The organism is Streptomyces sp. NPDC127106, from assembly GCF_042677605.1.
GTDB lineage: Bacteria > Actinomycetota > Actinomycetes > Streptomycetales > Streptomycetaceae > Streptomyces.
In genome coordinates, this window is the sequence record NZ_JBHXTC010000001.1 from 175,102 (window position 1) to 200,984 (window position 25,883).

At 74.2% G+C, this 25,883-nt stretch carries 19 protein-coding genes and 1 pseudogene; 9 read left to right on the plus strand and 11 right to left on the minus strand.

Annotated elements, in window-relative coordinates:
- The 6 genes from ACFVGY_RS00710 to ACFVGY_RS00735 form a co-directional block, all read right to left on the minus strand.
- Nucleotides 1-478 (minus strand): thiopeptide-type bacteriocin biosynthesis protein (locus tag ACFVGY_RS00710; RefSeq protein WP_385668755.1); only part of this gene is annotated, 478 nt, incomplete at its 3' end.
- A gap of 102 nt (nucleotides 479-580) precedes the next feature.
- Entirely contained in the window at nucleotides 581-2,554 is a 1,974-nt protein-coding gene (locus ACFVGY_RS00715) for a TOMM precursor leader peptide-binding protein (RefSeq protein ID WP_385668758.1), read from the minus strand.
- Complete coding sequence (locus ACFVGY_RS00720; RefSeq protein ID WP_385668761.1) at nucleotides 2,551-4,407, minus strand: hypothetical protein; 1,857 nt, start codon at nucleotides 4,405-4,407, stop codon at nucleotides 2,551-2,553. The genes ACFVGY_RS00715 and ACFVGY_RS00720 overlap by 4 nt, the downstream gene beginning before the upstream one ends.
- On the minus strand, nucleotides 4,404-5,552 hold the full coding sequence (locus ACFVGY_RS00725) for a lantibiotic dehydratase C-terminal domain-containing protein (RefSeq protein WP_385668764.1): 1,149 nt from the start codon (nucleotides 5,550-5,552) through the stop codon (nucleotides 4,404-4,406). The genes ACFVGY_RS00720 and ACFVGY_RS00725 overlap by 4 nt, the downstream gene beginning before the upstream one ends.
- A gap of 77 nt (nucleotides 5,553-5,629) precedes the next feature.
- Nucleotides 5,630-8,428 (minus strand): lantibiotic dehydratase, encoded by a 2,799-nt coding sequence (locus ACFVGY_RS00730; RefSeq protein WP_385668767.1) that lies wholly within the window; start codon nucleotides 8,426-8,428, stop codon nucleotides 5,630-5,632.
- Nucleotides 8,429-8,519: 91 nt separating this feature from the next.
- Entirely contained in the window at nucleotides 8,520-8,702 is a 183-nt protein-coding gene (locus tag ACFVGY_RS00735) for a thiazolylpeptide-type bacteriocin (RefSeq protein ID WP_385668770.1), read from the minus strand.
- Between the two features lie 601 nt (nucleotides 8,703-9,303).
- Between ACFVGY_RS00735 and ACFVGY_RS00740 the strand changes: the two genes are divergently transcribed.
- Nucleotides 9,304-10,704, plus strand: coding sequence for an MFS transporter (locus tag ACFVGY_RS00740; protein WP_385668773.1), 1,401 nt, complete (start codon nucleotides 9,304-9,306; stop codon nucleotides 10,702-10,704).
- A 32-nt stretch (nucleotides 10,705-10,736) separates the two neighbouring features.
- Nucleotides 10,737-12,785 carry a helix-turn-helix domain-containing protein gene (locus tag ACFVGY_RS00745; protein ID WP_385668775.1) on the plus strand — a complete coding sequence of 683 codons (2,049 nt, stop codon included), beginning with the start codon at nucleotides 10,737-10,739 and terminating at the stop codon, nucleotides 12,783-12,785.
- A gap of 82 nt (nucleotides 12,786-12,867) precedes the next feature.
- Here ACFVGY_RS00745 and ACFVGY_RS00750 read toward each other — a convergent pair whose 3' ends face one another.
- Nucleotides 12,868-13,815, minus strand: a complete 948-nt coding sequence (locus ACFVGY_RS00750; RefSeq protein WP_385668778.1) for an MBL fold metallo-hydrolase — start codon at nucleotides 13,813-13,815, stop codon at nucleotides 12,868-12,870.
- Nucleotides 13,816-13,918: 103 nt separating this feature from the next.
- Between ACFVGY_RS00750 and ACFVGY_RS00755 the strand changes: the two genes are divergently transcribed.
- On the plus strand, nucleotides 13,919-14,887 hold the full coding sequence (locus ACFVGY_RS00755) for an AraC family transcriptional regulator (RefSeq protein ID WP_385668781.1): 969 nt from the start codon (nucleotides 13,919-13,921) through the stop codon (nucleotides 14,885-14,887).
- Nucleotides 14,888-14,941: 54 nt separating this feature from the next.
- Here the strand turns inward: ACFVGY_RS00755 and ACFVGY_RS00760 are convergent, their stop codons facing one another.
- A complete protein-coding gene (locus ACFVGY_RS00760) occupies nucleotides 14,942-15,601 on the minus strand; it encodes a DUF4360 domain-containing protein (protein ID WP_385668784.1) in 660 nt (219 codons plus the stop codon).
- A gap of 216 nt (nucleotides 15,602-15,817) precedes the next feature.
- Here ACFVGY_RS00760 and ACFVGY_RS00765 point away from each other — a divergent pair, with 216 nt between their 5' ends.
- The 5 genes and pseudogenes from ACFVGY_RS00765 (at nucleotide 15,818) to ACFVGY_RS00785 (ending at nucleotide 22,608) form a co-directional block, all read left to right on the plus strand.
- Nucleotides 15,818-17,839 (plus strand): galactose oxidase-like domain-containing protein, encoded by a 2,022-nt coding sequence (locus ACFVGY_RS00765; protein WP_385668787.1) that lies wholly within the window; start codon nucleotides 15,818-15,820, stop codon nucleotides 17,837-17,839.
- Between the two features lie 194 nt (nucleotides 17,840-18,033).
- A pseudogene (locus ACFVGY_RS00770) lies at nucleotides 18,034-18,410 on the plus strand (EamA family transporter); the annotation flags it as partial.
- 313 nt (nucleotides 18,411-18,723) lie between these two features.
- Nucleotides 18,724-20,739: an RICIN domain-containing protein gene (locus ACFVGY_RS00775; protein ID WP_385668790.1), complete on the plus strand. Its 2,016-nt coding sequence runs from the start codon at nucleotides 18,724-18,726 to the stop codon at nucleotides 20,737-20,739.
- 188 nt (nucleotides 20,740-20,927) lie between these two features.
- Nucleotides 20,928-21,599, plus strand: coding sequence for a hypothetical protein (locus ACFVGY_RS00780; protein ID WP_385668793.1), 672 nt, complete (start codon nucleotides 20,928-20,930; stop codon nucleotides 21,597-21,599).
- A gap of 127 nt (nucleotides 21,600-21,726) precedes the next feature.
- Nucleotides 21,727-22,608: a pirin family protein gene (locus ACFVGY_RS00785; protein WP_385668796.1), complete on the plus strand. Its 882-nt coding sequence runs from the start codon at nucleotides 21,727-21,729 to the stop codon at nucleotides 22,606-22,608.
- A gap of 38 nt (nucleotides 22,609-22,646) precedes the next feature.
- On the opposite strand, the gene ACFVGY_RS00790 is transcribed toward ACFVGY_RS00785, so the two are convergent.
- Nucleotides 22,647-24,152, minus strand: coding sequence for an MFS transporter (locus ACFVGY_RS00790; protein ID WP_385668798.1), 1,506 nt, complete (start codon nucleotides 24,150-24,152; stop codon nucleotides 22,647-22,649).
- A gap of 138 nt (nucleotides 24,153-24,290) precedes the next feature.
- Here ACFVGY_RS00790 and ACFVGY_RS00795 point away from each other — a divergent pair, with 138 nt between their 5' ends.
- On the plus strand, nucleotides 24,291-24,731 hold the full coding sequence (locus ACFVGY_RS00795) for a MarR family winged helix-turn-helix transcriptional regulator (protein WP_385668801.1): 441 nt from the start codon (nucleotides 24,291-24,293) through the stop codon (nucleotides 24,729-24,731).
- Between the two features lie 24 nt (nucleotides 24,732-24,755).
- On the opposite strand, the gene ACFVGY_RS00800 is transcribed toward ACFVGY_RS00795, so the two are convergent.
- Together ACFVGY_RS00800 and ACFVGY_RS00805 are read right to left on the minus strand one after the other, a co-directional pair.
- Nucleotides 24,756-25,385, minus strand: a complete 630-nt coding sequence (locus tag ACFVGY_RS00800) for a HutD family protein (RefSeq protein WP_385668804.1) — start codon at nucleotides 25,383-25,385, stop codon at nucleotides 24,756-24,758.
- Nucleotides 25,386-25,447: 62 nt separating this feature from the next.
- Complete coding sequence (locus tag ACFVGY_RS00805; RefSeq protein ID WP_385668807.1) at nucleotides 25,448-25,834, minus strand: hypothetical protein; 387 nt, start codon at nucleotides 25,832-25,834, stop codon at nucleotides 25,448-25,450.
- Nucleotides 25,835-25,883 lie beyond the last annotated feature (49 nt).

A 25,883-nucleotide genomic window follows, 5' to 3' on the forward strand; every position in this document is an offset into this window, starting at 1 on the left:
TTTTGTGGGGTGGGCTGTGTCTTTTTTTTAATCGCGACGGCCCCGGCGCGGCGGCGGCGGCCGCCGCGTGGAGGTCCCGCAGCGCGTCCAGGGCCACCTGCGTGGACGCGGCGAAGACCTCCTCGGCGACCGGGAGGGCGCGGGGCCCGCCGTAGCGCTCGGTCTCGGGCACGTACGGGACCTCGCGGACCTCTCCGTGCCGGGAGGGCCACGGTCCCGGCACCGCGGGCACTTCCTTCGCCGCCCGGGCCAGCTCCTGTGCCAGGTCCACGGCAGCCGGCGCGCTCAGCCCGTGCACCCGTATCCGCAGGTGGGGGCCGTCCTCGCCGTACCGGATGAAGAACCAGGACGCGGCGGCCCCGCCGGGTGCGGTGAGGCGGTCGAGGAGCGGGGCCGCTTCCCGGAGGAGGAACCGGTCGGTGTCCTCGGTCTCGGAGTGCAGGTAGAGGTGGAGGCTGTGCCAGGTTTCGGTGGTCATCGCGTGCGGTCCTCGTTCACGGGTGCGGGGTCGGGTCCGGGGCCGTGCGGGGTCGGGTCCGGGTCCGGCCTCCCCGTGGCTTGCCGGCCCGGCCGACGGGGGTCAGGGGAAGGGGTGCGGGTGCAGGGCCAGGTCCTCGTGGCGCAGCGGCCGGTCGGTGCGGCCCAGCCGGTGCGGGACCTCCAGCAGCCGGGGCAGACCCCGCGTCCGCCGGTTGACGTGCCCGAAGGTCATCGCCAACGAGCCGGGTACCACGACCTTCACGCAGTGCAGGCCGAGCCGGTCGCGCAGCCCCGGCTCGGTCTGGTCGACGGTGATCACCTCCAGGCCGGCCCGGGAGAGCCGCTCCACGGTCGCCCCCAGCAGGTCGGTGAGGTCGCCGACCGGTTCGGGCGCCCCCGGCCAGACCTCGGCCACCGGTATGCACGGCCTGTCGGTGTAGAGGAACTCCAGGCGCGGGCCCGCCTCGGGGAGGGTGTTCAGCCCGACGTGGTCGTCGAGGCCCACCACCAGGTCCGGCCGCTCCAGCATCGGTCGGAGCCGCTCGGGGTCGCGCGGTCCGCCCTCGGCGAGTGAACGGTGCGCGGACTCCATTACGTTGGTGACGACTTCGGCCACCGCGGACCTGATCGCGGCCCGCGGGTCGTGGTGGGCCCCTGCCGCGAGGAACATCCGCGGCGCGTCCGGGTGGACGCCCTCGTACCGGCAGACGGCGACGACCGCGGGGATGCCGAAGTCGTTGGTCGCGTCGAGCAGCAACAGCCGGTAGCCGGCCAGGGCCGCCCGGTCCGCGAGCATGGCCGTACCGGTGTCGTCGGGCGGCGGCTGGATGCGGCGCAGCGGGGTGGCCGCGTACCAGGCCATGAGGAAGGCGTCGCGCTCGGCAACCTCGAACAGGCCGTAGAGCGCGGCCTCTTCGGGGCTGTTGCCCAGCCCGCAGCCGTTCGAGGACTCGTACACCACGCGCGGCCGGCCGGGGCCCGGCACGTCCCAGTAGGCGACGTGCTCGGGGACGGCGACGGCCTGCTTCCGGGTGAGCGACCAGCCGTGCACCCAGTCCAGCTCCAGGTCCGGGGTGTACGGGACGGTCGGTGAGGCCGGATGTCCGTGGTGGGCGGGGTCGGGCAGGCCGAGCCGCTCCGGGTCCACCGCCCGGTCGGGACCGAGGGCGGCGAAGGAGGCCCGCAGGTCGGTGCGGCGGCCGGTGGGACGCATGCCCGCGTACCGCTCGACGGCTTCGAACAGCGCGATCCGCTCGCTGTCGGCGAAGTCGCGGGCCCGGCCGTACCCGCCGTCGTCCACCTCCCGGCCGTCGCTCACGACGGCGGTGGTCAGGGAGAAGGCCGAGTCTTCGGAGCGCATCAGCCGGCGCACCGGTCCGAACCGCTCGTCGTACAGCGCTGCGCGCAGGCCCGCCACGGTGGTACGGGAGTTGGGGGCGCGCAGGACGTACGGGTCGGGCAGCGGGTGGGGCGCCGAGGGCAGCGGGTCAGCCCCGGCCGCCGAGTCCGAGGGCAGGGGGCGGCACACCGGGCAGCCGCCGACGGGGCGGATGCGGTGGGTGGACGAGGTGCCGCGGCCCAGATGGACGACGTACACGACGGCGGTCTCCGCCGCGCCGGCCTCACCGTCGTCAGCGTCACCGTCGCCGTCGTCGCCGTCGTCGTCCAGCAGGTGCTGTGCGAGGGCGCCGACGGCGTCCGCGAGTGCCGGGGACAGTACGCCGGCCAGCTCCAGCGCCGGGCTCCGCCACGGCACCCGGCCGCCCGCCGTGGCCAGCCGCTGGTACTCGGCGCAGCACAGGCAGGCCGCGGCGCCCGGCCGCAGTACGGGACCGACCACCGCCAGGGCGCCGTCGAGCCGTACGGGGACCAGGGCCACGGGGTGGCCGAGCGCGTGCCGGCTCAGTTCCTCGGCCACGCCCGGTGTCCATCGGGGCAGCAGGACGGCGGCCCGTCCGGACGTGACCGCGGCCGCCGCTCCGGCGTCGAGCACCGGTACCGCCAGTGCGTCGCCGAGCGGCCCGGAGGCGTCCCGGGGGCGGGTCGCGGCCGGGACGGCCGCCGTCTTCGTCATCGTTCCTCCTCCGTGGTGTGCAGGACGGTGAAGCCGAAGGCCCGCAGCCGGTCGGCGAGTTGACGGGCCGCCGGCGGGACCGGCGGCCGGGGACGGCGGGCCGCACCGGGGTGGCCCGCTCCGATCAGCCGGCGCAGCGCGGCCTGGAAGGCGGCCTCGCGTCCGGCCAGGTCCGCCAGCCAGCCGCCGGTCCAGCCGAGGTCCTCCCAGGAGGCCGTCCGCACACCGGCGGCGGCCAGCGGGGCGACGGCGCCGCCGGACGAAGCCGGGCTGGCGGCCGGAAGCCCGGCGTCCTGCGCGCAGAGCACGGACACCGCGGCGAGCGCGGCGAAGGCCGCCGCGTCCCCCGGGGTGGCCTCGACGGCTTCGCCGAGCACCGGACCGGCGGACGGCCCGGTGCCGTGCACCACGGCGTGGTACACCTCCTCGCCCGGGGCGGCCCGGAACACCTCCAGGCGGGCGGAGACCCCGAGACGGACCGTCAGCGTGGTCCACCAGTGCTGGGCCTGCGGATGGGCGGCCCACGCCCCCGGGACCTCCTGCGTACGGTCGGCAGAGCGCCCGAGGTGGTCGGCCGCGGCGGCGCGCAGGGCTCGGCCCCGGGCGTGGCCCGGATCGGCGCCGACGGCGAATCCGGCCCCGCCCAGGCGGAGTTCGGCCGACCGGCAGAACACCTCCAGGCGGGCCAAGTCCAGCCGCGGCGCGCCGGCGACCGGGCCCACCGGGTCCGGAAGGCCGTCCGCGGGCCCGGCCGCTGCCGCGGTACAGGCCGCCAGTGGTACGGGGAGCTGCGGCAGGTTCCCGGGGACGGGCTCGGGCAGCACCCCGCACCGCCGGTCGCCGAGGGCGGAGACCCGGCGCAGCGCCTCGGCGAGGGTGCCGGCGGGTTCCAGGTCGCTCCGCCGTTCGGTGTCGAGGCGTTCGGGGCCGAGCCAGCTGCGGTACTCGGCCCGCAGCGGCCGGACGTCCACGAGGAGCACGGCGGGCTGACCGGGCAGCAGGCGCCCGTCGTCGCCCTCGTCCGCGGGGTCCGGCAGTCCGGCCGCGGCGCACAGCAGCCGGTGTGCCGCGGTGCCACCGACCAGCGTGGCGAGCAGGTCCGGTGGGCCTGCGGGTTCGGGTTCGGGTGCGGGTTCGGACGCGGACGCGGGTACGGGTGGAGCTGTGGCGAGCCGCCGTTCCAGGGCGGCCGCGTCGGAGCGCACCTGGGCGGCGCTGCCGGGCGCGGTGGCATAGCCGGTCCCGCCGCACAGCCCGGCCGCGATGCCCCGCTCCGGGCCGGCCCCGCGGGCGTACAGCAGGACGCGTCCCTCGGGCAGGGCCGGATCGGCGGTGTACGAGACGGGCAGCCCGCCGGCAGCCAGTGCCCTTCCGGCGGCCCGGGCGAGCGGCCCGTCGGGGGCTCCGGCCACCACCTCGGCCCGGGCCGCGGCCAGCGCGGCGGCCGCGGCCGTGGGGTCCTCACCGGTTGCTTCGAGCCAGCGGGCGACCGGGCCGGCCCCGTCGGCGGTCTCGGCGGGGCCGGTGACGAGCAGGTCGTGCTCGTCGAGCCGGGCCAGGAGCGTGTCCACCGCCCTCCGCACGGCCGAGTCCGCCTCCATGTCGTTCAGCAGGCGTTCGAGCCCGCCGTCGCGCAGCGGCTCCTCCATCAACCGCCACAGGGCGGGCAGCGCCTTGCTGCCCTCCAGGGTGACGCTGCCGCGCCGGCCCCGCAGGTGCAGGCCGTCCCGCAGCACGGTCACGGCAACGCCGGGACGCAGTCGGCGTACGGACGCGGCCGATGCGGCAGATGCGCTGGGAGCCGAGGAGGAGGCGGCGGGGGCGGCGGGGGCGGCGGCCCGGGTGGTGGTCACGACCGTGCCTCCACCGCGTCGATGACCGCGTCGATCTCCGCGCGCCAGTCGCAGCCGGTCAGCTCGGGTACCGTCCCGATGACCAGGTGGGCGGCCAGGTAGCGTTCCAGCGGTCGGATGTCGCAGATGGCGAAGAGCCGGTACAGGGCGTTGGTGCAGGCCCGGTAGACCAGGTAGTCGGGGCGGCTCCACATCGCGCCCTGCGGGTCGGAGCGGCGCAGCAATTGGTGGAACTCGCTGTAGCGGGTGCGGATGTCCTGGTTCCAGCGGGCGTGCACCGCATCGTCTCCGGTGGCGGCGGCCCGCGCCCGGTACTCCAGTGGGACGCCGTGCAGGTCGGCGCCCGTGTCGTACCGGCTCTGCGCCAACTGCCAGGCTCCCGACGAGAAGTCCGCCCAGGTCTGCTCCCAGCCCTGCGCGCCGCCGTCGGCGATCCGGCCGACGAGCGCGGTGACCGAGTCGCCGGCGCGTTCCGCGTGGCGCCGGAAGCTGCTACGGATCCGCCCGTCCGGATCGTCGTGGACGAGGAAGTCCTCCAGGTGGGAGACGTACGAGAAGTGGCCGCCGGCCAGGCCTCCGGGGTGGGCGCAGGCGTGCGCCGCGAGCGCGGTGACGGCGAGCCGGAGCCGTGCCTGCGCGGTGTCGCCGCGCTCCCCGAGGAAGCCGGCGCCGTCCCGTAGCGCGCCGAGCCCGGCCCGCAGCAGGTCGTCGCGCAGGTCCGCGCCGTCGTCGCCGAGCAGGCCGACGAGGGAGGAGCGGTCGACCGCCTCGATCCGGACCGTGTTGTCGGGGACGATCGGCCCGTAGGGCGGCGGGATGAGCTCGCTGCGGCCGGCCTCGGCGGCCCGCTCCAGCAGCTCGGCCTCGGTGAGCTCGCCGACGGAGGGGTGTACGCGGAGCCAGTCGCTGATCCGGGCCGCGGCGTCCTCGGCAGCGGCGTCGACCTGAGCAGTCGGCCCCTGGAGGCGCAGCCGCACGTGGGGGCCGTGCAGCCAGTGCCGTTCGAGGTGGGCGGCCAGTCCGTCCGCCGTGCACGACTCGGCGAGCGGCAGCATCACCTCCCTCAGCAGCGGTGCCTTGACCGGGTGGTGGTGGTAGGCGACCACATCGCGGGCGCCGCTGTCCTGGGGCTGCACTCCTGGCACGCTCCCTTCCTCATCGTCTGTCGTCTGTCGTCTGTCGTCTGTTGTCTGTCGTCTGTTGTCTGTCGTCTGTCTGCGGGTCATCGCGGTGTCCGCCCGGCCCGGTAGACCTCCAGGACCAGTTCGACCGCGCGGGTCGGGACGTCGAGGCCGCCGGGGGCGGGCAGCGCCTCCTCCAGGACGGCGCCGTCGCCGTACCGGGAGAGCCACTTGGGCAGGCAGCGCAGGTGCAGGGCGTTACCGAGGTCCACGAACTGGGGCTTCGGGCGGTCGAGCCGGGCCAGGAAGTCCTCGGCGGCGCGGCCGGTGGGGGCGGTGGCGGCCGGGTGCAGGAAGACCTGCTCGGGGAGGTCCAGCAGCACGCGCCAGCGGGCCGCCGCCTCCGCCGGGACCGTGCCGGCGGCCCCGAGGTCGGCGCGCAGTTCCCGTACGACGCCCGGCGTCAGCTGCCAGCGGCGGCGGCCGAGCACCACGTGGCGGTGGCGCAGCCGGGAGGTGAGGGCGACGCGGCCGCCGGGCACGGTGAGGATGCGGCGGGGGGCGAGGGCCCTGAGATCGACCACGCCGTGGGGTTGGTCGCACAGGTGGGCGCCGATGCGGCGCGGGAGCAGGACGGGCGCGAGGAAGCCGAGGTAGAGCACGTCCAGGTGTTCGCCCGTGCTCTTGAGGCGGATGCGGACCTGGTCGGAGGCCCGGTCGTGGACGAGTTCCAGGTCTGCCTCGGCGAGGGAGGCCCGGCTGCGGTCGGGACCTATCTCGTCGGGCACCAGCAGCGGGTGGAGGTTGGCGTTGAACCCGCCGACCGGCCGGATCTGCGCGGCCCGGGCGGCGGGTCCGAGTCCGCGGCGGATCTGTCGGGACACCTCGGCGGCGGCCCGCGGGTCCAGGGCGTCGAGGAAGCGGCTGGTGAAACGGCCCCAGCCGCCGTACACGTGGTTGACGCACAGCAGGCCGCGGTTCGGGTCCCGCTGGAGGAAGTAGGCGTAGCTGAGGGGCCGTTCGACGGCCCAGCCGGGCAGCCGTTCGCCGATGCCGCGGAGCAGGCCGGGCGGCAGCACGAGCTCTTCGGCCGGCGCGGCGCCGTCCCGACTGCCCGCGTCGGCCGGGGCTGCGGCTTCTCGGATCCCGTCGGCCACCTCCGTGCGCAGCCGGGCCAGTTCGGCGGTCCCGGTGGGCAGGGCGTCCCGGTTGGTGGGGTCGAGGAGGGCGAGGCGTCCGGCGGTCTCCCAGGCCTCGGCCACGTCGGCGCCGAACTCCCACGGGTGGGCGCAGCGGCCGCCGGGCCCGTACCGTTCGACGAAGCGGTCGCGGATGACGCGGCGTACGAGATGCCCCAGGTCGAAGAGTTCGGCGAGGGCGGTGACCTCGCCGAGGGCCGCGTGGTCGGCGGAGTCGAGGAAGCCGTCGAGCGCCAGCGGGCGCGGGGCGACGACGTCCTCCGAGAGGACGGTCAGCGGGGCGGAGACGGCCGGGACGGGGCGTCCGGCGTCCGCCAGTTCGGCCTTCCACCGTTCGGACAGGGAGGCGAGGAGTGCGGGTCGCTGCGCGGCGGGGGCGTCGCCGAACGCGGCTGTGGCGCGGCCGAGTTCGGCGACGCGGTCGGCGCGGGCGGCGTCCGCGGCGTGGGCCGGGTCGTCGGGGCGGGCGGCGGCGGTCTCCCGCAGCCATGCCGCGAGGGCGTCGAGCGGTGCGTCGTCCTGCGGCGGGACCGGGTCGCCCGGCACCAGGAGTCCCGCCTGCCCGAGGCGGTCGAGGAAGGCGGTGGCGGCGGCGGACGCGTCGCTGCCCGCCCCGTTCAGGGTGGCGGTCAGCAACCGCGTCAGCTCGTCCAGGGGGACGGCGGCGCTTTCGGCGTGCTCGGTGACCAGGCGCAGCGGACCGCTGTGGGCCAGTTCGGCCTCGTCCTCGCCGGGGACGAGGTAGCGGCCCCCGGCGAAGGAGGCCCGCTCGCGGGAGTACGTGGCCCGCCCGTCGGTGATCCGGGCGGTGCTGGTGGTGCGGTGCGGGAGGGCGGCCCGGCGGTGCGGGGAGTCGAGGAGGGCGAGGGTGAGGGCCGCGGTCAGGGCGCGGTTGGGCTGCACCAGGGCGCGGAGGGGACCGTCGAACGCGGGCCCGGCGCCCCAGGACGGCACCGGAGTGATCGCAGGCGCGGTGGAGCCCGGGTCCAGGCCGGGGTCCAGGCCCGGATTCGGGTTCGGGTCCGGGCCGAGCGGCCCCCAGCCGACGGCGGTGAACCAGGACAGCGGGCTGGTCTTGGTGCTGGCCCGCAGGGCGTAGCGCAGCACGGTGGCCTCCTCCTTGCGCGCCCGGCGGTCGGACGCACCGGTGGCCGCGCGTTCCACGGCCCGGTGGAGGTCGGTGCTGGTGAGGGCCACTGCCTTGGCGAGGGCCGGCTCGCGGCACAGGTCGGCGAGGGCGAGGCGTTCGGCGGTCAGGGCCTGTTCGGCGGCGGCGGCGAGCCCGTCGAGCAGGGCGCGGCGCCCCTCGCGCAGGGCGGCCCAGGTGGCGAGCCGGGGGATCCGGTCGGGCAGGTCGCCGAGGCGGGCCAGCAGGGCGGGCCGGGGCTCGCGCCCGTTGTGCAGGGCGCGGCGCAGCGGGAGGACGACGTCGCGGTGGAAGTCTGCGGGATGGCCGTCCCGGCTGTCGTACAGGTCGTCGCAGAGCGGCCCGGTGGTGTGCAGCAGTTGTGCGTCGAGCCGGTGCAGGCGGGCGAGCAGGGCGCGGAAGGCGGTCGCGGCCGGATGCTCGGCGGGGTGTGCGAGTACGGTGGCGCGGGCCAGTGCGTAGGGCGCCGACCGTACCCGGTAGGCACCGCTACCGACGCGGTCGCCGACGCCGGTGGTGGTGGCGCGGACGGCCGTGGAGTACGGCTGCGGCATGGGGTTCCCCGTCCTGTCGGTGGTGGTGCGCGGGCCTCCCGCCGCACGCGCGGTGCGGCGGGAGGCTCTGGGTGTGCGCGCGGTGGTGCGGTTACGCCGACAGGGGCGGCAGGTGCGGCTGCCCGCAGGACGAGGAACCGCAGGAACAGGAGCTGCCTCCGTTGGACGCTCCGCCCTCGGGCAGCGCGATGGTGTCCCGCATGGAGGTCACGGTGAGGTCGCCGAGGTCGAGGTCCTCGATCTCGAAGGCCGTGGTGCCGTTGTCACCGGTCATGGATGTGTCCTCTCGTTGAAGGTCGACTGGTCGTGGTCGGAGCGGTGCGCGAGCGGGCGTCAGCCCACGAAGACGTCGGTGAGGTCACCGAGGTCCAGGTCCAGGTCCTGGAGGTCGAATTCAGACATGCGTATCTCCCGGAATTGGGGACGGAATACGGAATGCGCTGTGCATGAAATACCGCAACCTCCGGGGGGCTAAAGCACCAGATCCGGGACTGCTTTCGAGCAGATTAGATGCTGCCGGATTCACCGTACAACCACAAGAGATCACAGAACAAACGCAATTAGATTGTCAGGTCCAAATACCGGCTGGCCTGTTCTATTCGGCCGGAAGCAATCCAGGGCGGGAAACGAGAACTCCCCATTCCGCATTCCGCGAAGTCCGCGAGGCGGTGCTTCACCTGGGTTCAGTGGGCACTGGGGCGCGCCCGAGCACCGGGCGACGGTGGTCGTGGGGGCGTGCCCGGACGACGTCATGGGTCAGGTCCACATCCTCCGGGCGGCAAGTGTGGCGACGGGCACCATGTGCGGCTGACCCGGGCGTTTCTATGGTGTGCCGACACGGAACCGTCCCCGCACCCAGTCCGGAAGTGGTGAACATGGCCGCCCCTGCCACGCCCCGTCCAACCCCTGGCAGCATCAAAAGAATCGTGGCCGCGAGTCTCATCGGCACCACCGTCGAGTGGTACGACTTCTTTCTCTACGGCAGTGCCGCCGCCCTGGTGTTCAACAAGCTCTTCTTCCCCGCCGCCGACCCCCTGACGGGCACGCTGATCGCGTTCATCACCTACGCCATCGGGTTCGTGGCCCGGCCGCTCGGCGGCGTGGTCTTCGGCCACTTCGGAGACCGGGTCGGGAGGAAGAGCCTGCTGGTGGTCAGCCTGCTCATGATGGGCGGGGCCACGTTCGCGATGGGGCTGCTGCCCACGTACGCGAGCATCGGCGCCGCCGCCCCCGTCCTGCTGACCGTGCTGCGCCTGGTGCAGGGCTTCGCACTGGGCGGTGAATGGGGAGGCGCGGTGCTGATCGTGTCCGAGCACGGCGGGGACCGGCACCGCGGGTTCTGGGCCTCCTGGCCACAGGCGGGTGCGCCGGGCGGGAACCTGTTGGCCACCGGGGTCCTCGCACTGCTCGCGGCCGTGCAGTCGGACGCGGCGTTCCTCGCGTGGGGCTGGCGCATCCCGTTCCTGCTCTCCGGCGTTCTGGTGGTCGTCGGCCTGTGGATCCGGCTGAGCGTGTCCGAGTCCCCGGTGTTCCTCGCCGCGCGGGCCGCGGCCCGGACCGAAGCCGCCCGCGGGGCCGGGGAGAAGGCTCCGGTCGTGGAGGTGCTGCGGCGCAGCCCGCGCCAGGTCCTGACCGCGATCGGCACCCGGTTCGGCGAGAACATCGCCTACTACGTCCTCACCTCCTTCCTCCTCGTGTACGTCACCACCCACCTCGGCCTGCCGAAGAGCACCGCCCTGAACGCGGTCCTGATCGGCTCGGCCGTCCACTTCGCGGCCATTCCGGCATGGGGCGCCCTCTCCGACCGGATCGGCCGCCGCCCGGTCACCCTGATCGGCTCGGCCGGCACGGCCCTGTGGGCCTTCGTCTTCTTCGCGCTCGTCGACTCGAAGTCCTTCGCCGTCATCACCGCGGCCGTCACCGTCGGACTGCTGCTGCACGGGGCCATGTACGGGCCGCAGGCCGCCTTCATCTCCGAGATGTTCGACACCGAGGTCCGCTATTCCGGTGCCTCGCTGGGTTCCCAACTCGCCTCGATCGTCGCCGGGGCGCTCGCGCCGATCGTCGCCGTGGAACTCCTCAAGGACCACGGCTCGTCCGTCCCCGTCTCCCTCTATCTCTGCGCGGCCGCCCTCGTCACGACCGTCACCGTCGCCCTCGCCCGGGAGACCCGCGGCCGCGACCTGGCCGCCCGGGGCACGCGGGCGGGAGCCGGCGCCGCCGACTCCGCGGCCGTGTACGGGGCTTCGCCCACGAGCCGGCCCGACCCCGCCTGAACCGGCCCGGGCCCGCACGGAAGAATGCCGCCATGACCTCCGCCAAGGACCCCGGCCCGGCACCCGGCGGGGCGACGGCCGCCCTGCGGGAGCTGCTCCGCCTGCTCCACCGGAGCGCCCCGGTCGAGCAGTTCACCCGGCCCGCGGAACGGGCCCGGGCGGCCGGGGCGGGACCCGCCGAGCAGGCCCTGGTGGAGGAGGCGACGCAGGTGGCGCTGGACATCCGCCGCACCCTCGACCAGCGGCGGCGGCGCGAGGCGGAGCTGACGGCCCTGTTCGACACCGCCGGCGACCTCGCCGCGCTGCGCGACCTGGACGCGGTGCTGCGCGCCATCGTCCACCGGGCACGCATGCTGCTCGGCACGGACGTCGCGTACCTGACCCTCAACGACCCTGGAGCCGGGGACACGTTCATGCGGGTCACCGACGGATCCGTCTCCGCCGCCTTCCAGCAGCTGAGGCTCGGCATGGGGGAAGGACTCGGCGGACTGGTCGCCCAGACGGCCCGCCCGTACGCCTCCGCCGACTACCGCACCGACGACCGGTTCCGGCACACGCAGGCCATCGACCACGGGGTGCGGGAGGAGGGGCTGCGCGGGATCCTCGGCGTACCGCTGCGGGTCGGGACCCGGGTCATCGGGGTGCTGTACGCGGCCGACCGGGCGGTCCGCGCCTTCGCGCCCGACGCGGTGGCGCTGCTGTCCTCGCTCGCCGACCACGCCGCCGTCGCCATCGACAGCGCCCGGCTGCTGGAGGAGACCCGGGCCGCACTCGTCGACCTGGAGGCCGCGACGGAGACGGCCCGGGCGCAGAGCGAGGCGATGGGGCGCGCGGCCGAGACCCATGACCGGCTGACCCGGCTCGTGCTCCGCGGCGGCGAGGTCGACGACGTCGCCCGGGAAGTGGCCGGCCTGCTCGGCGGGAGCGGCCTGGTCGTGTACGACGCCGACGGGGCCGAGCTCGCACGCGTCGGCGCCGAGCCCGTGCGACTGCCGGACGGCGCCCTGGCCGGTGCGCTGGCCGCGTCCCGCTCCGGCGGTCGCGCGGTCGAGGTCGGCGGTGTGTGGGTGTGTGCCGTGCTGGCCGGGCCTGAGTTGCTGGGCGGTCTGGCCCTCGGCGGGCGCGGCGGCCCCGACGACAGCGGTCCGGCCAGGAGGGGTCCCGACGACAGCGGTCCCGCCGACAGCGGCCTCGCCGACAGCGAGCGGCGGCTGTTCGAGCGGGCCGGGCTGGTGACGGCCCTGCTGCTCCTGCTGCGGAGGTCCGTCGCCCACGCGGAGGACCGGGTCCGCGGCGAGCTGCTCGCGGATCTGCTGGCCGCGCCGGCAGCCGGGCGGGTCCACGACACCGGCCGGCTCCTGCGGGCCCGCCGGCTCGGCGTCGACCTCGGCCGGCCGCACGCCGTGGTGGTGCTGGACTGCGACGCCGCCCTGCGGTCCCGGCTGGCCGCCGAGGCCGGCCGGCACGCCCGCGCCCGCGACGGCCTGGCCGGACCGCACCAGGGGCGGGTCGTCCTGCTCGCCCCGGCGGACGGCCCCGGCGCCCTCGCCCGCACCCTCGCCGCCGACCTCGGCCGGGCGCTGCGCGCGCCGGTCACCGCGGGGGCCGCGGGCCCTGCCGCCGGGCCGGAGGCGCTGCCCGGCGTGTACGCGCAGGCGGTGCGCTGCCTGGAGGCGATGCACGCACTGGGACGCGCCGGCCAGGGCGCCGGCCTGCCCGACCTGGGGTTCCTCGGGGTGCTGCTGGGAGACGGGGCGGACGTGGGCGCGTACGTCGACCGGGTGCTCGGGCCGGTCCTGGAGTACGACGCGCGACGCGGCACGGAACTGCTCCGGACGCTGGAGGCGTACTTCGCGGAGGGGGCCAGCCCGGCCCGCACCAAGGACGCCCTCCACGTACACGTCAACACGGTCGTCCAACGGCTGGACCGGATCGGGCAGCTCCTGGGCGAGGGCTGGAACACCCCGGCCGGCGCCCTGGAAGTCCAGCTCGCCCTCCGGATCCTGCGCGCGGGCCCCGCTGCCTTCCCCCGGCCGGGGGAGAGCGGACGGGACGGCGACGGCGGCCGCAGACCCGGGTGAGGGCCGGGACGATCGGCCCCACCGCATGACCGGCGCCCCGGTGGGCCGACCGGGTCGGATCGGACGACATGACCGGCGGCACTCAGTCCTGGGCCTCCGCGGGGAGGTGCGCGGCCCACGGGCCGAGCGCGAAGCCGGCGCCCCGGCGGTGCACTTCCAGTGCGCCCGGCCCGGCGAAGTGGGCCGGGATCACCAGCTCGCGCCGGTCGGCGGCCCGTTCGAGGACCCGCCGGCGGGTCGCGGCAGCTTCTTCAGGGTCCATGCAGAAGCAGCTGTTGCAGGAGGGGTGGAGGATCTGGACGGGGCTGTGGAGCAGGTCGCCCACGAACACGGCGCGTTCGCCGCGGGATTCCAGGCGCAGCACGGCGGAGCCGGGGGTGTGTCCGGGGGCGGCCTCCAGGGTGAGGTGTTCGTCGATGCGGTGGGCGCCCTCCCACAGGACGGCCTGTCCGGCGCGGTGGAGGGGGGCGACGCTGTCCTCGTAGATCAGCCGGTCGTCCTCCCGCAGGCCCTTGCCGAACGCGTTGCGGGGGCCGAAGTGGTGGTCGTCGGCGGCCGGGAGGAGGTAGCGGGCGTTGGGGAACGCCGGTGCCCATGCGCCGTTCGCCTCGACGGTGTTCCCACCGACGTGGTCGGCGTGCAGGTGGGTGCTGACGACGGTGTCGACGTCCTCGGGCCGGACGCCGGCCCGGGCCAGGTCGCCGAGCAGGTCGCCCTGCCGGCGGTGGAAGTGCGGGGTGCCGGGCCGCTCGCGCCCGTTGCCCACGCCCGTGTCGATCAGGACCGTGCGTCCCCCGCTGCGCACGACCCAGGTCTGCAGGGCGAGGACGGCCAGGTCACGGCCGGGGTCCCAGTGGTCCGGGGCCAGGGAGGCCTCGTTGTCCTGCCACACCCGGGCCCCGGCCTGCGGGAGGAGGTCGCGGGCGGGCCCGAACGGGCCCTGCCACTCCACGACCCGGATGATCTCGACGTCGCCCAGCACGAGCGGCTGCGTGTCGTTGTCGTGGTCGTTGTCGTTGTCGTTGTTCACGGCATCCACCGTAGGAAGGGGCGGTTGAGCCGCTCAATGCGCATTCGGCTCGCGGGAATACGCAGTTGTCTCAGCCGTGCGACGACAAGGATACGCTGGGGCTGTGGACGTGATCAGCGATGCGATCTCGGCAGTCCGGGTCGGGAGGCCCTCCGCGCAACGGGCCAGGGTGCGGGGGCGGTGGTGCACGCGGTTCGACCCGTACGACGGGGCGGGCTTCCACGTCGTACTGGAGGGCAGTTGCTGGCTGCTGCCCGATGGGGGGCCGCCGGTTTCGCTGGGCGCCGGGGACGCGGTGCTCCTGCCGCACGGTACGGGCCACGTGATGGCCGACTCCCCCGCCGACGCGGCGGCGGTGGCACGGGCGGTGCCGTTCGAGCCGGGGCCGGACGGGACACGGTCCGGGACGCTGTCGGTTTCGGAGGGGCCGGACGGGCGGGGTGGGCCGGACGGGCCGGACAGGCAGGACGGGCCCGGTGTGGAAGTGCTGTGCGGCAAGTACCGGCTGGACCGGAGCCGCGTGCATCCGCTGATGCTGGAGCTGCCGGCGGTCGTCCACCTGCCGAACCGTGTGGGCAGCCATCCCGAACTGCGGGCCGCCATCGACCTGCTGGGCGGAGAACTGGGCGGGACGCGGCCCGGCTCGGCGATGGCGGTGCCCAGCCTGCTCGACCTGCTGCTCGTCTACATGATCCGCGCGTGGACGGCGGACGGCTCCCGGGGATCCTGGCCGGCCGCCCTCGGCGACCCGGTCGCCGCCGCCGCGCTGCGCGCCCTGCACGCGGACCCGGCCGCGCCGTGGACCGGCGCGCGGCTGGCCGCGCAGGCGGGGGTGTCCCGGGCCACGCTGGCACGCCGGTTCACCGCACTGGTCGGCCGGCCCCCGATGGCCTACCTCGCCTGGTGGCGGCTGACGTACGCGGCCGCCCTGCTCCGCGACACCGCGGATCCGCTCGCCACCATCGCCCGCCGGGTCGGGTACGGCACCGCGTACGCCTTCTCGCACGCGTTCAGCAGGGAGTTCGGGACCACGCCCGGGCGCTACCGGGCCCGGGCGGCGCAGGAGCCGTGAGCTGCGCGGGCACTGCGCGCCTCATTGCGCTCACGGCTCCGGGTCCGGCGGACGTCAGCGGGCCGGGCACTCCTTCCAGGAGAAGTGGTAGACGGTGCCGATGCCACCGTCCGTGGAGTCGACGGTCATGTAGCTGACGTTCGTCGGGTCGGAGGTGCCGACCTCCGCGCGCAGTTCGGTGTTGATGTTGAGGTTGCGCTTCTCGCCGCACGGGGCGAAGACGAGGGCCTGGATGCTCGCGGTGTCGGTCACCTGCCAGTTGTCCTCGAGCGCGCCGTGGAACTGGTGGGTCCGGTAGGCGGTCTGACTCATGCCCTGGAAGTAGTAGCTGGCCTTCTGGGTGCCGATCGCGCCCTCCGCCAGGCTGCCGAAGCCGCGGTAGTCGACCTTGGCCACCGCGTAGGTGAAGCCCTGGGGGACGTTGACGACGAGGGAGAGGAGACAGTTCTTGCGGCCGGCGGTCACGGGGCTGTTGCCGCCGGCCTGGGCCAGGTAGTCGCTGTAGGTGACGGTGAAGGCCGAGTTGTCGGGGGCGACGGCGACGCTCGCCGTGCCGGGACGGCAGCCCGAGCCGTTGACGCTGGCGACGTCGACGGTCACCTTGCCCGGTGGAGCGACGGGCGCGGCGGTGGCCGCCGGCGACAGGGCGACCAGGCTTCCGGTCGCGGCGACGACGGTCAGTGCGGTGCGAAGTGGCTTGATCACAGTCGCCATGGATAGCCCCCGTCGGACGACCGTCCACGGCGCCGGGCACGGGGGCTCACCCCGTCGGACTCCCCGATTCACCGCAAAAACGTTTCACCATCAGCGTCCGACGGCCGAATGGCCCTGCGTGAAGCGCCGACCGTCGCAGCGCGGGGAGTCGAACCGCACCTTTTGGCCGTTTTCTTCTACTCTGGGCGCTTTCAGGCATCGGGAGGAGAGCAGCTCATGGCGGGTCGTGGTGGGTTCCGACGGCGCTCGACCGTCCTCTGCGCCGGTACGGTCGTGGCCGCACTCACCTCCCTCGCCCCGGCCGCCGCCCAGGCTCCTGCCGCGGTGGACGGACACGCTTCCCACCCGCACGTCCACCGCCATGCCGGCGGCCCCGAACCGGCCGCACCCGCCGCGCGGGCCTCGTCCCTCACACCGGTGGTGCCGGATCCCGGCGAAGCCGCCGTCCTCGGCGAGGAACACGCCCGGGCACACGCCCAGCGGCGCCGGGCCGAGGCGGGCGCCGAGGAGTACCCCCAGGCGAAGCGCACCTCCGGCCTGGCCTCGCTGGCCCTCTCCCAGAGCCGGACCAACGACGGGCTCCCGGCGGCCCGGTTCGGCCGCTTCACGGACTTCTTCCCCTCGCCGGACTTCGGCGTGCACGCGGCCCTGCTGCCCACGGGCAAGGTGCTGCTGTTCTCCTTCGAGCGGGTGGAGGTCAACCCCACCAAGGAGACCGGCCCCACCGACCGGATCGGCCGGACCAACGCCGGCCGCGCCTTCCTGTGGGACCCCTCCCGCGGTACCGGGGCCCGGGCGTTCAGGAAGGTGGAGCCGCCGACCGTCCTCATGCCCGACGGCCTGTACGTCCCGCGCCCCGCGCCGTTCTTCTGTGCCGGGCACGCGTACCTGCCCAACGGCATGGTCGGGGTGTTCGGCGGCAACACCGGCGGCAAGGGCGGCAGCGGGGCCAAGCTGTCGTTCGTCTTCGACCCGTGGACCGAAACCTGGTTCCGCAACAAGGACATGGCCGTCGGCCGCTGGTACCCGTCGGTGGTGACCGGGGCGGACGGCCGGCAGATCATCATGTCCGGGCAGTCGGAGCGGGGTACCGGCACCCCCACTCCGGTGGTGGAGCGCTTCCCCGCACTGCGGCATCCCGTGCCCCGGCGCCCGTACGACATCCCCGTCGGGCTGGCGCCGGAGCGGCTGCGGGTGGACGCGCCGTTCCGGAACGACTACCCGCACCTGTTCTCGCTGCGCGACGGGATGATCTACGGCCTGGGGCGGGACGCCGACCAGCAGTGGCTGTTCGACCCGGTCAAGGAGACCCGGACCGACCTGCCGCGTCGCCCGGCGGACTTCCGCGGCTACGGTTCGGCGGTGCCGCTGCCCGCCGGACTGCGCGGCCCCGACTCGGTGCTGGTCCTCGGCGGGGATCCGCGGGACCCGAACACATACCGGCTGTCCGGCGGCCGGTGGACCACCGAGGAACCGCGGGCCTTCGGCCGCACCCAGGACGACACGCTCATCCTCCCGGACGGAACGCTGCTCACGGTCAACGGGGCGCTGGACACCCGGAACTACGGGTACGGGCCGTTCAATCCCAAGGCCGACCTCAAGTACCGGCAGATCGAGCTGCGCGACGCGCGCGGCCGGTGGCGGCTCGGGCCGGCGCAGCGGCTGCCGCGGGGGTACCACTCGAACGCCCTGGTCCTGCCGGACGGCCGGGTGATGGTCACCGGCGACGAGCTCCAGCAGATCGCCAACGACCCCGACATCGGGGACGAGATGGACGGCAGCATCGAGCTGTACGAGCCGCCGTACCTGCACCAGGGCGGCGGCCGGCCCGCCCTGGACCGGGTGCCCGCGGGCGAACTCGGGTACGGGAAGGACTTCGAGGTGGCCAGCTCCACGGCGGAGGCGGTCACCCGGGCCGTGCTGCTCGCGCCGACCACGGTCACGCACGCGGTGAACACCAGTCAGCGCCATCTCGACCTCGCCGTAACGGCCCGCCCGGCCGCCGGAAACACCAAGACCGGGAACACCAAGACCGGGAACACCAAGACCGGGAACACCAAGACCGGGAACACCAAGGCCGTGCACACCAAGGCCGGGAGCACCAAGGCTGCCGGCACGATCGGCCTGCGGACGCCACCGAGTGCCGCCGACGCCCCTCCCGGCTACTACCTGCTGTTCCTGCTCGACGGCTCGGGCGTGCCGAGCACGGGGAAGTGGGTGAAGCTCGGCGGCCGGTGAGGCCCCGTACCGTCCACGAACCGAGCGCGCCGACGACGCACGCCACCACCCGTCAGGACGAGGGCGGCGGCTCGATGCTGGCCAGCCAGGCTGTCAGGAGGACCTCCAGCTGGGCTGCGTCCTGCGCGGAGAGGCCGTCCAGCAGGGCGCGTTCGTTCTCCATGTGCTCGGTGAACGCACGGTCGATGAGCGCCGGCGTCCTCGCGTCGACCTCCTGGCAATTCCTGGGCGGTGGCCTGCTGCTGCTCCCGCTCGCCGCGGCACTGGAGGGGGAGCCAGCCGGGGTCGACGGTCCGGCGCTGCTCGGGTTCGGCTACGTGACCGTCGTGGCGACGGCATCGGCCTTCGCCGCCTGGTTCGGGGGTCTGCGACACCTCCCCGCCGCGACGGCGGGGTTGACAGGGCTCCTCAACCCGGTGACGGGCGTACTGCTGGGCACCGCGCTCGCAGGGGAGGGGCTCACGGCTCAGCAGCTGTGCGGGTCCTACTGACCCTCACGGGCGTGTTCCTAGGGCGGAACAGAGGATTCCTCACAGCTCGTGACAGTGGGAATTCGACCCGTAGCGTTTAGATGAATCCCTGACTGAATTGTCGTCAACAAGCCACATCGTCTTATCTCGATTTGATAACGAGATCTCGCAAAAGGACTGGACCTTTCTGCCCCTACGCGCGTAACTACCTTTCAAATCAAGGAAATTGACTGTTCATCAAATCGGATCAGCAGGTAACAGTCAGATATCTTGACCAGCGTTCCCGTTTGTCCGAATTCTCCACGTCGCCCATCTGGCAGGCTCCCTCGCACCCACTCCTCCGACCAAGGATTTGAGGTGCGCATGACGGGTCACCGTCGAAGGAAGCCCGAACACCGGCGCAGACCGCGCCGCTTGATACTCGTCACCGCCGCCGTGGCCTCGGCGGCGGTGATCGCGGGGGGTCTGGCCTACTCCGGTCTCGGCGACGACGCCCAGGCCGAGACGACCGCGCAGGCGGCCGCGGAGACGCTCACGCCGGCCGCCGCGCCGGCCCGTGACGCGGAGCCCGAGCCCCTCAAGGAACAGCCCGCGAACGACGCGGACCGCGGCATGGTCTACGACGGCCTCAAGGCCGCGCCGAAGGGCGACCGGTGCGTCGGCGTCTACCGCACGGAGACCGGGCTGTGCAGCCACGGCCCGGACGCCCCGCCCAAGGACGTCGACATCAAGAAGGACGTCGCCCCGGCCGTCAAGTCGCAGGCCGTGGCCTCCGATCCGGCCAAGCCCGAGGCCCCTGCCGCGGAAGGCAGCGGGCGTCCTCAGGACGCGCCCGCCGCCGACGCCAAGGCCGCCAAGGACGCCCCCAAGGACGCGCCGGCGCCCGCCGCGACGGGCGGCACCGCCAGCCAGACCGCCGCCGCCGGGCCCGCCGGACAGACCGTCCAGTGCGAAGGCGACGGCAGCAGCGGCAACCGCGTCCAGGTGGTCTACGTCCACGGTCCCGACCGCGACCGGTACTCCGAGTACTTCGCCTCGTTCCGCAAGTGGGCGGCCGACGCGGACCTCATCTACTCGAACAGCGCCCAGGAGACCGGCGGCGTCCGTCACATCCGCTACGTGACGGCAGCCGACTGCACTCCGACGGTGCTCAACATCGAGCTCCCGGCCTCCGCGATGGCCGACTTCAACGCCACCAACAAGGCGCTCGCGTCCAAGGGCCTCGACCGTCGCGACCGCAAGTACATGATCTTCGCGGACAGCCAGGTCTACTGCGGCATCGGCACGTTCGCCGGTGACGAGCGTCCGGGCCAGAACAACCAGAGCAACTTCGGTCCCTCCTACGGCCGTACGGACTCCGGCTGCTGGGGCGGGCACACGGCCGCCCACGAGCTGGGCCACAACCTCGGCGCGGTCAACAACAGCGCCCCCAACACCAGCCGTGGCGCCCACTGCACCGACGAGTGGGACGTGATGTGCTACTCGGACACGCCGTACTACCCGCAGATGCGCAACATCTGCACCAACAAGGCGTCCGAGAACATCCTCGACTGCAACCACGACGACTACTTCCACACCAGCCCCAAGCCGGGCAGCTACTTGGCCACCCACTGGAACATCGCGGACAACCAGTTCCTGATGAAGTCCAAGGGCGGCAACGGTACGGACCCGGGGCCCGGCCCCGACCCGCAGCCGACCAAGAAGCCCACCCCCACGCCCACGCCGACGAAGAAGCCGACCGGCGGACCGACGGTGACGGCCGGTCAGATCCAGTCGACCTCGGTCGTCGTCAGCTGGCCCAAGGTGGACGGTGCCGACTGGTACCAGGTCCTGCTGAACGGCAAGCACCTGACGTGGGTCCAGTCGCAGTCCGTGCGCATCTACAACCTCCAGGCCGGCACGGAGTACAAGGTCGCCGTCTCGGTGCGCGACAGCGCCGGCCGTGACAGCGGCGCCGGCAAGACCACGGTCTTCCGCACCGCGGGCGGCGGCGGCAACGACACCGCCCCCAACACCCGCTACACCCTCCAGAACGGCAGCACCGGCATGACCGCCGAGCTGTGGGGCGGCCGCAGCGCCGACGGCACGATCCTCGTCGGGGCCCGGGCCAACGGCTACGCCCACCAGCAGTGGCTGTTCGAGGACGCGGGCAACGGCCTGGTCCGCATCAAGTCCGCCGTCTCCGGCAAGTGCCTGCAGACGGGCGGGGCCGCGGCCCAGGGCATGTGGATCGCGCAGCAGCCGTGCGGCAACGGCTCCACGCAGCAGTGGAAGCTGGGCTCCCGCAACGGTACGACGACCATCACGGACCCGAGCGGCGGTTACGCCCTGACCGTGAGCAACCGTCCGTACTACGGCGAGTGGCTGCTCGACCTCCAGCGCGCGGACGGCCGCGCGAACCAGGTCTGGACGGTCCAGAAGGCCGCCTGACCCGAGCCGCCGACTGCCGGCGGACGGCCGTTCCCCACACGGCCGTCCGTCGGCCCCTCACGTTCACCGCACCACCGCACCACGCCGCGCGCCCCCCACCGCGCGGCGCGGCACCGCAGCGGTCCGCACCGCAGCCGCTGAGGCTGCGGCACCCCTCGCATCCCACCGCACCAGGGAGCACCACAACGATGCGCACACGACACGCTTTCCCCGTCCGCACCGGAATCGGAGCCCTGTTCCTGCTCCTCGCCCCGGCCCTGGGCCTCGCCGTGCCGACGACGGCCCATGCCCACGGCGACACCCTCAAGGTCGTGATCACCGGTCAGCGGGAGGGACACGTCACCACCGACATCACCTGGGAGAACGACGGGGACGCCATCGACGAGAACGTCGCCGCCACCGTCAACGCGACCAGCGTGGACGGGACCCGTACGCAGGGGCCCTGGCGACTCGTGCGGGGCCAGGGCGTCGGCTGGAGCACGGCCGAGGTCCTGCCGCCCGGCACCTGGAAGGTGACCATCGACGTCGGCTTCCCGGCGCTCGGACATGCCGAACGCGAGGTCGACGTGCCGGTCGTGGACCCCGTACCGCCCGCGGGTTCCGCGGCGCCGACCGCTCCCGTGCCGGTGGACCCGTCCGCCTCGGCCGCGGCGCCCTCGGCCGTGCCGTCGGTCGCGGCTCCGGCGCAGTCCCCGTCGCCCGCCGCCGCGCCGGCCTCGCCGTCGGCGCCCGCGGCCGCCGGCGCGAAGAGCGGCGGCGACAGCACCGTCTGGTGGACCACCGCGGGCGTGGCCGTGATCGCCCTCGCGGGAGCGGCCGTCGGCGTGCTGGTCCGCCGGGCCCGCGCACGCCGACTCTGAGCGGGCGGGCCCGCCCCGGCCGGATCGCGTCCGGTCGGATCGCGTTTCCGGCCGGATCGCGTCGGCGACCTGACAACCCAAGGGGACCGCGTTGACGCTGGTCCGGGCGATGCCGTTCGCTCGGGGCATGAACATCACCACCGCCGCCGTTCGTTCCACCGCCCGGGTGTTCCGCCCGTTCCACACCTTCGAGGGCGAGGGGTTTCCGGTCCGCCGCCCCTTCCCGCAGCCCGAACTGCCCCTGGTCGACCCGTTCCTCATGGTCGACCAGGTCGGCCCGCACGTGCTGGGCCCGGGCGAGGCCAAGGGCGCGCCGCCGCACCCCCACCGCGGTTTCGAGACCATCCAGTACGTCATCGACGGCGCGATGGAGGACATCGACTCCGAGGGGAACGAGCGGGTCATGGAACCCGGCGAGGTCCAGTGGCTGACCGCCGGCTCGGGCCTGGTCCACCTCGCCCGCCCGACCCCCGAACTGCTCGCCGAGGGCGGCCCGCAGCACCTCCTGCAGATCTGGGTGAACCTCCCGGCGCGGCTCAAGGCGACGCCGCCGCGCGTCCAGTACGGCTCCGCCCCGCACGGCATCCCCACCGTCACCACCGAGGACGGCGCCGCCGAGCTCACCGTGATCGCCGGGTCCACGCACGGGGTGAGCGGCCCGTTCGACACCCACACCCCCGTGCTCGTCGTCCACGCCCGCCTCGCGGCCGGCGGGCACGCCGAGTTCACCGTCCCCGCCGGGCACAACGCCATGGTGTACGTCCTGTCCGGTACGGCGGCCACCCCCGACACCGAGCTTCCCGACGGCCACCTCGCCGTCTTCGCCCGGGACGGGGAGCGGTTCGCCGTCTCGGCCCCCGGCGACGCGGCCGAAGTGCTGGTCCTGGCCGGCGAGCCGATCGGCGAGCCGGTGGCCCGCAGCGGTCCGTTCGTCATGAACACCGCCGCCGAGATCCGCCAGGCACAGCTCGACTACCAGCGCGGCCTGATGGGCCACATCGCCGTCTGAGACCCCGGACAGCGGTGGGCGCGGGCCCGCTCGCCCGCTCAGACCGGCTCGGCGAGCTTGGCGGGGGCGGGGGCGTCCGCAGGGACCGTCGGGGCGGCAGCGGCGGCGGCGTGCCCGAAGCTGCCCCGCAGGCCGACCCGGGCGATGACCGCGACCAGGGCGAAGGCCACGGCACCGATCCAGAAGGTGGCGGTGAAGCCGGACTCGGCGGGCAGGGCGGGGGCGCCGGCGGGGAGGTGTTCGATGGTCTTCGACGCCAGGATCGTGGTGACGACGGCGCTGCCGATCGCGCTGCCCGTGGAGCGGGAGATCGAGTTGATGCCGTTGGCGATGCCGCTCTGGTGGTGCGGGACGCTCGCCATGATGACGGCGGGCATCGCGGCGTAGCCGAAGCTGACGGCCGCGCCCACGACGACGCCGGCGCCGATCACCGAGGCGGTGTGGCCGTGGTCGAGGGCGAGCCAGCCGAAACCGAGGGCGCCGAGGGCGGCGGCCAGGCCCAGCGCGGCGCGCGGGCCGCGGTGGCGGACCAGCTGCCCGCCGACGGGCGAGGCGAGCAGTGAGACGATCGCGCCGGGCAGCAGGAACTGCACGGAGGCGCGCAGGACGGACGCGTCGAAGCCGTAGCCGGTGAGCGCCTCGGGCATCTGGACGAGGTAGGAGACGCCGAGGAAGTTCGCGAACATGCCGAAGCCGACGAGCACGCCGGCCAGGTTGGCCATGAGCACGGGGCGGTGGACGAACATGCGCATGTCGACGAGGGGTTCGGCGACCTTGAGCTCGGTGAGGACCCAGAGGGCGGCCATGACGGCCGCGCCGGCGAAGCTGCCCAGCGTGCGGCCGGAGGTCCAGCCCCAGTCGTGGCCCTGCGAGACGGGCAGCAGGAGCAGCAGGAGGGTGAGGCCGAGCGTCAGCGCGCCGAGGAGGTCGGTGCGGCCGCCGGTCTTGTGGCGGGTCGCGGGGACCAGGAAGGCGACGGCGAGCAGGGCGAGCGCGGCGAAGCCGGTGGCCATCCAGAAGGCGTTGCGGTAGTCGGCGCCCGAGCCGGAGGTGAGCAGGCCGGTGGCGACGAGCGCGAGGCCGCTGCCGAACGCGAGGGTGCCGCTGACGAGGGCCATCGCGCCGGGCAACTTCTGCGGCCGGACCTCTTCGCGCAGGACCGACAGGGCCAGCGGGAAGATCGCGGTGGCGGCGCCCTGGAGGACGCGGCCCAGGATCAGCAGCGGGAGCGAGGTCGCGAGGGCGGCGATGACGGAGCCCGCGACCATGACGCCGAGGACGGCCACCAGGGTGGCCTTCTTGCCGTGCTGGTCGCCGAAACGGCCGAGCAGCGGGGTGAAGACGGCGGCGGAGAGCAGCGTGGCGGTGGTCACCCAGCTCACGCCGGCGGTGGAGGCGCCGAGGTCGGCGCGGATGAGGCCCAGGATCGGGACCGGCAGGGTCTGCATCATCGACACGACCATGGCGGCCAGGCTCAGGGCGAAGACGATGACCGTCTCGTTGCGGGTCCTGCCGTCGGCGGGGGCGGGGGCGGCGGTGCTCATGTCCGGGGAATACCTTCTCACTGCTTCATGTCGCAGATGTTTGATGTCATCAAGTAACTCGACAGACGGTAGGTGCAGACATTTAAGGCAGTCAAGTAAATAGTTGATAATGTCAACGATCTTGAGTACGCTCGAAGCATGAGCGCCACGACCCCCGAGACCCCCACCAAGCTCCAGCTGCTGGAGCTGCTCGCCGCCATCGGCACGGCCCAGTGGCGCGACTTCGCCTCCGCGGCGGCCCGCTACGGGCTCACCTCCACGCAGGCGAAGGTCCTCGCGCAGCTCGAGGGCCCGCTGCCCATGCGCGGGCTGGCCACGCTGCTGGTCTGCGACGCGTCGAACGTCACCGGGATCGTGGACCGCCTCGAAGCCCGTGACCTGGTGCGGCGCGAGCCCGACCCGGCCGACCGGCGCGTCAAGAACGTCGTGGCGACGGACGCCGGCCGGGAGATCATCCGGCGGGTCCGCGAGGAGATGCAGGCCACGCACGGCGCGCTCGACACGCTCGGCACGGCCGAGCGGGCAACGCTGTACGCCCTGCTGGAGCGTCTACGCCCGGGCCTGGAGAAGAGCGCTTAGGGCGAGGACGGCCCCGGCGGCGGCCTACCCGAGCCGACCGGACAGCCGGACCACGGCGGTGTGCCCCGGGCTGCGCAGCAGCCCCGTGAACGGCCCGCCGGTCGGGCAGGCCCCGACCAGTGCCGCGTCGTGGCGGTCGAGGACGGTGCTCGTCCCCTCGGCCGCGAGGTGCGCGGGACCCTCCAGGGCGACGACCAGCAGGACCTCGTCCGGTGCGGCCGCGAGCGTGAGCGAGCCGCGGACGACAGCGGTCTGCGCCGGGGCCGCACCCCGGCGGCACATCACGTTGAAGTTCACGACGGGCCCGGCCAGCAGCCGGCAGCCGGTCGGCGCGTCACCGGGGAAGTCCTGCGGCACGAAGCGCTCGCCGACCAGGCGGTGGGAGCCGGCCACGGTGAGGTCCATGCCCGCCCCCTCGGCGAGGGTGAGCGTACGGTCCACGCCAGGGAAGGCCGAGAACGGCCCGTCCGCGGCCACCTCGGCGAGGCTCACCCGCCACGCGAAGTCGTCCGTGCCGGCCCCCTCGGGCCAGGCCGCGATCTCCCGGGTCACACCGCCGCCGTTCTTCCAGGCGACCGCGGGCCGGTCACCGGCGCGCAGGATCCTGACCCGGCTCCCGCCGGGTACGGCTCCGCCACCCGTTGCGACCTGCATGGCGACCCTCCCGTGACTCCCGTGACTCCCGTGACGACAGGAACCTAGCAAGCCCGCCCGGCCTAGACGAGGCCGAGGCCGCGCGGCGGGACGAAGAGGTGGGCGGCCCGGTGCTCGGCGCCCACGAGGGCGGCTCCGGCCCCCAGGTCCGAGGCGGCGGTCTTCTCGACCCGGCTCCGGTGCTCGGCACACCGCGCGCAGGTCGGGGCCCAGTCGGGCAGCAGGTCCTGGTGGGTGAGGGCCATGTGCCGGGCGAGCCGGATCCGGGAGCCGGGGCCGCTGTCCATGGGGTCCCAGTCGATGTCCCGCTCCCCCGTCAGCCACAGTTCCGCCGTGGCCTCCTGGATCTCCTTCATCGAACGGTAGAGGCGGGCGCACTTGGTGCAGCCGAACATCCAGGCCGGCGGCAGCGGCCACACGTCCTCGGGATCGAGGTCATCGGCACTCATGCCCGCCACGGTAGTGCCCGCCCGCCCCCCGTGCAGCCGATCCACCGGA

What these genes read in the sequence shown, in the direction of transcription:
- ACFVGY_RS00715 (WP_385668758.1), bottom strand. Translation starts at nt 2,554, where the DNA reads ATGACGAAGACGGCGGCCGTCCCGGCCGCGACCCGCCCCCGGGACGCC.
- ACFVGY_RS00730 (WP_385668767.1), bottom strand. Translation starts at nt 8,428, where the DNA reads ATGCCGCAGCCGTACTCCACGGCCGTCCGCGCCACCACCACCGGCGTC.
- ACFVGY_RS00735 (WP_385668770.1), bottom strand. Translation starts at nt 8,702, where the DNA reads ATGACCGGTGACAACGGCACCACGGCCTTCGAGATCGAGGACCTCGAC.
- ACFVGY_RS00740 (WP_385668773.1), top strand. Translation starts at nt 9,304, where the DNA reads ATGGCCGCCCCTGCCACGCCCCGTCCAACCCCTGGCAGCATCAAAAGA.
- ACFVGY_RS00745 (WP_385668775.1), top strand. Translation starts at nt 10,737, where the DNA reads ATGACCTCCGCCAAGGACCCCGGCCCGGCACCCGGCGGGGCGACGGCC.
- ACFVGY_RS00760 (WP_385668784.1), bottom strand. Translation starts at nt 15,601, where the DNA reads ATGGCGACTGTGATCAAGCCACTTCGCACCGCACTGACCGTCGTCGCC.
- ACFVGY_RS00765 (WP_385668787.1), top strand. Translation starts at nt 15,818, where the DNA reads ATGGCGGGTCGTGGTGGGTTCCGACGGCGCTCGACCGTCCTCTGCGCC.
- ACFVGY_RS00780 (WP_385668793.1), top strand. Translation starts at nt 20,928, where the DNA reads ATGCGCACACGACACGCTTTCCCCGTCCGCACCGGAATCGGAGCCCTG.
- ACFVGY_RS00785 (WP_385668796.1), top strand. Translation starts at nt 21,727, where the DNA reads ATGAACATCACCACCGCCGCCGTTCGTTCCACCGCCCGGGTGTTCCGC.
- ACFVGY_RS00790 (WP_385668798.1), bottom strand. Translation starts at nt 24,152, where the DNA reads ATGAGCACCGCCGCCCCCGCCCCCGCCGACGGCAGGACCCGCAACGAG.
- ACFVGY_RS00795 (WP_385668801.1), top strand. Translation starts at nt 24,291, where the DNA reads ATGAGCGCCACGACCCCCGAGACCCCCACCAAGCTCCAGCTGCTGGAG.
- ACFVGY_RS00800 (WP_385668804.1), bottom strand. Translation starts at nt 25,385, where the DNA reads ATGCAGGTCGCAACGGGTGGCGGAGCCGTACCCGGCGGGAGCCGGGTC.
- ACFVGY_RS00805 (WP_385668807.1), bottom strand. Translation starts at nt 25,834, where the DNA reads ATGAGTGCCGATGACCTCGATCCCGAGGACGTGTGGCCGCTGCCGCCG.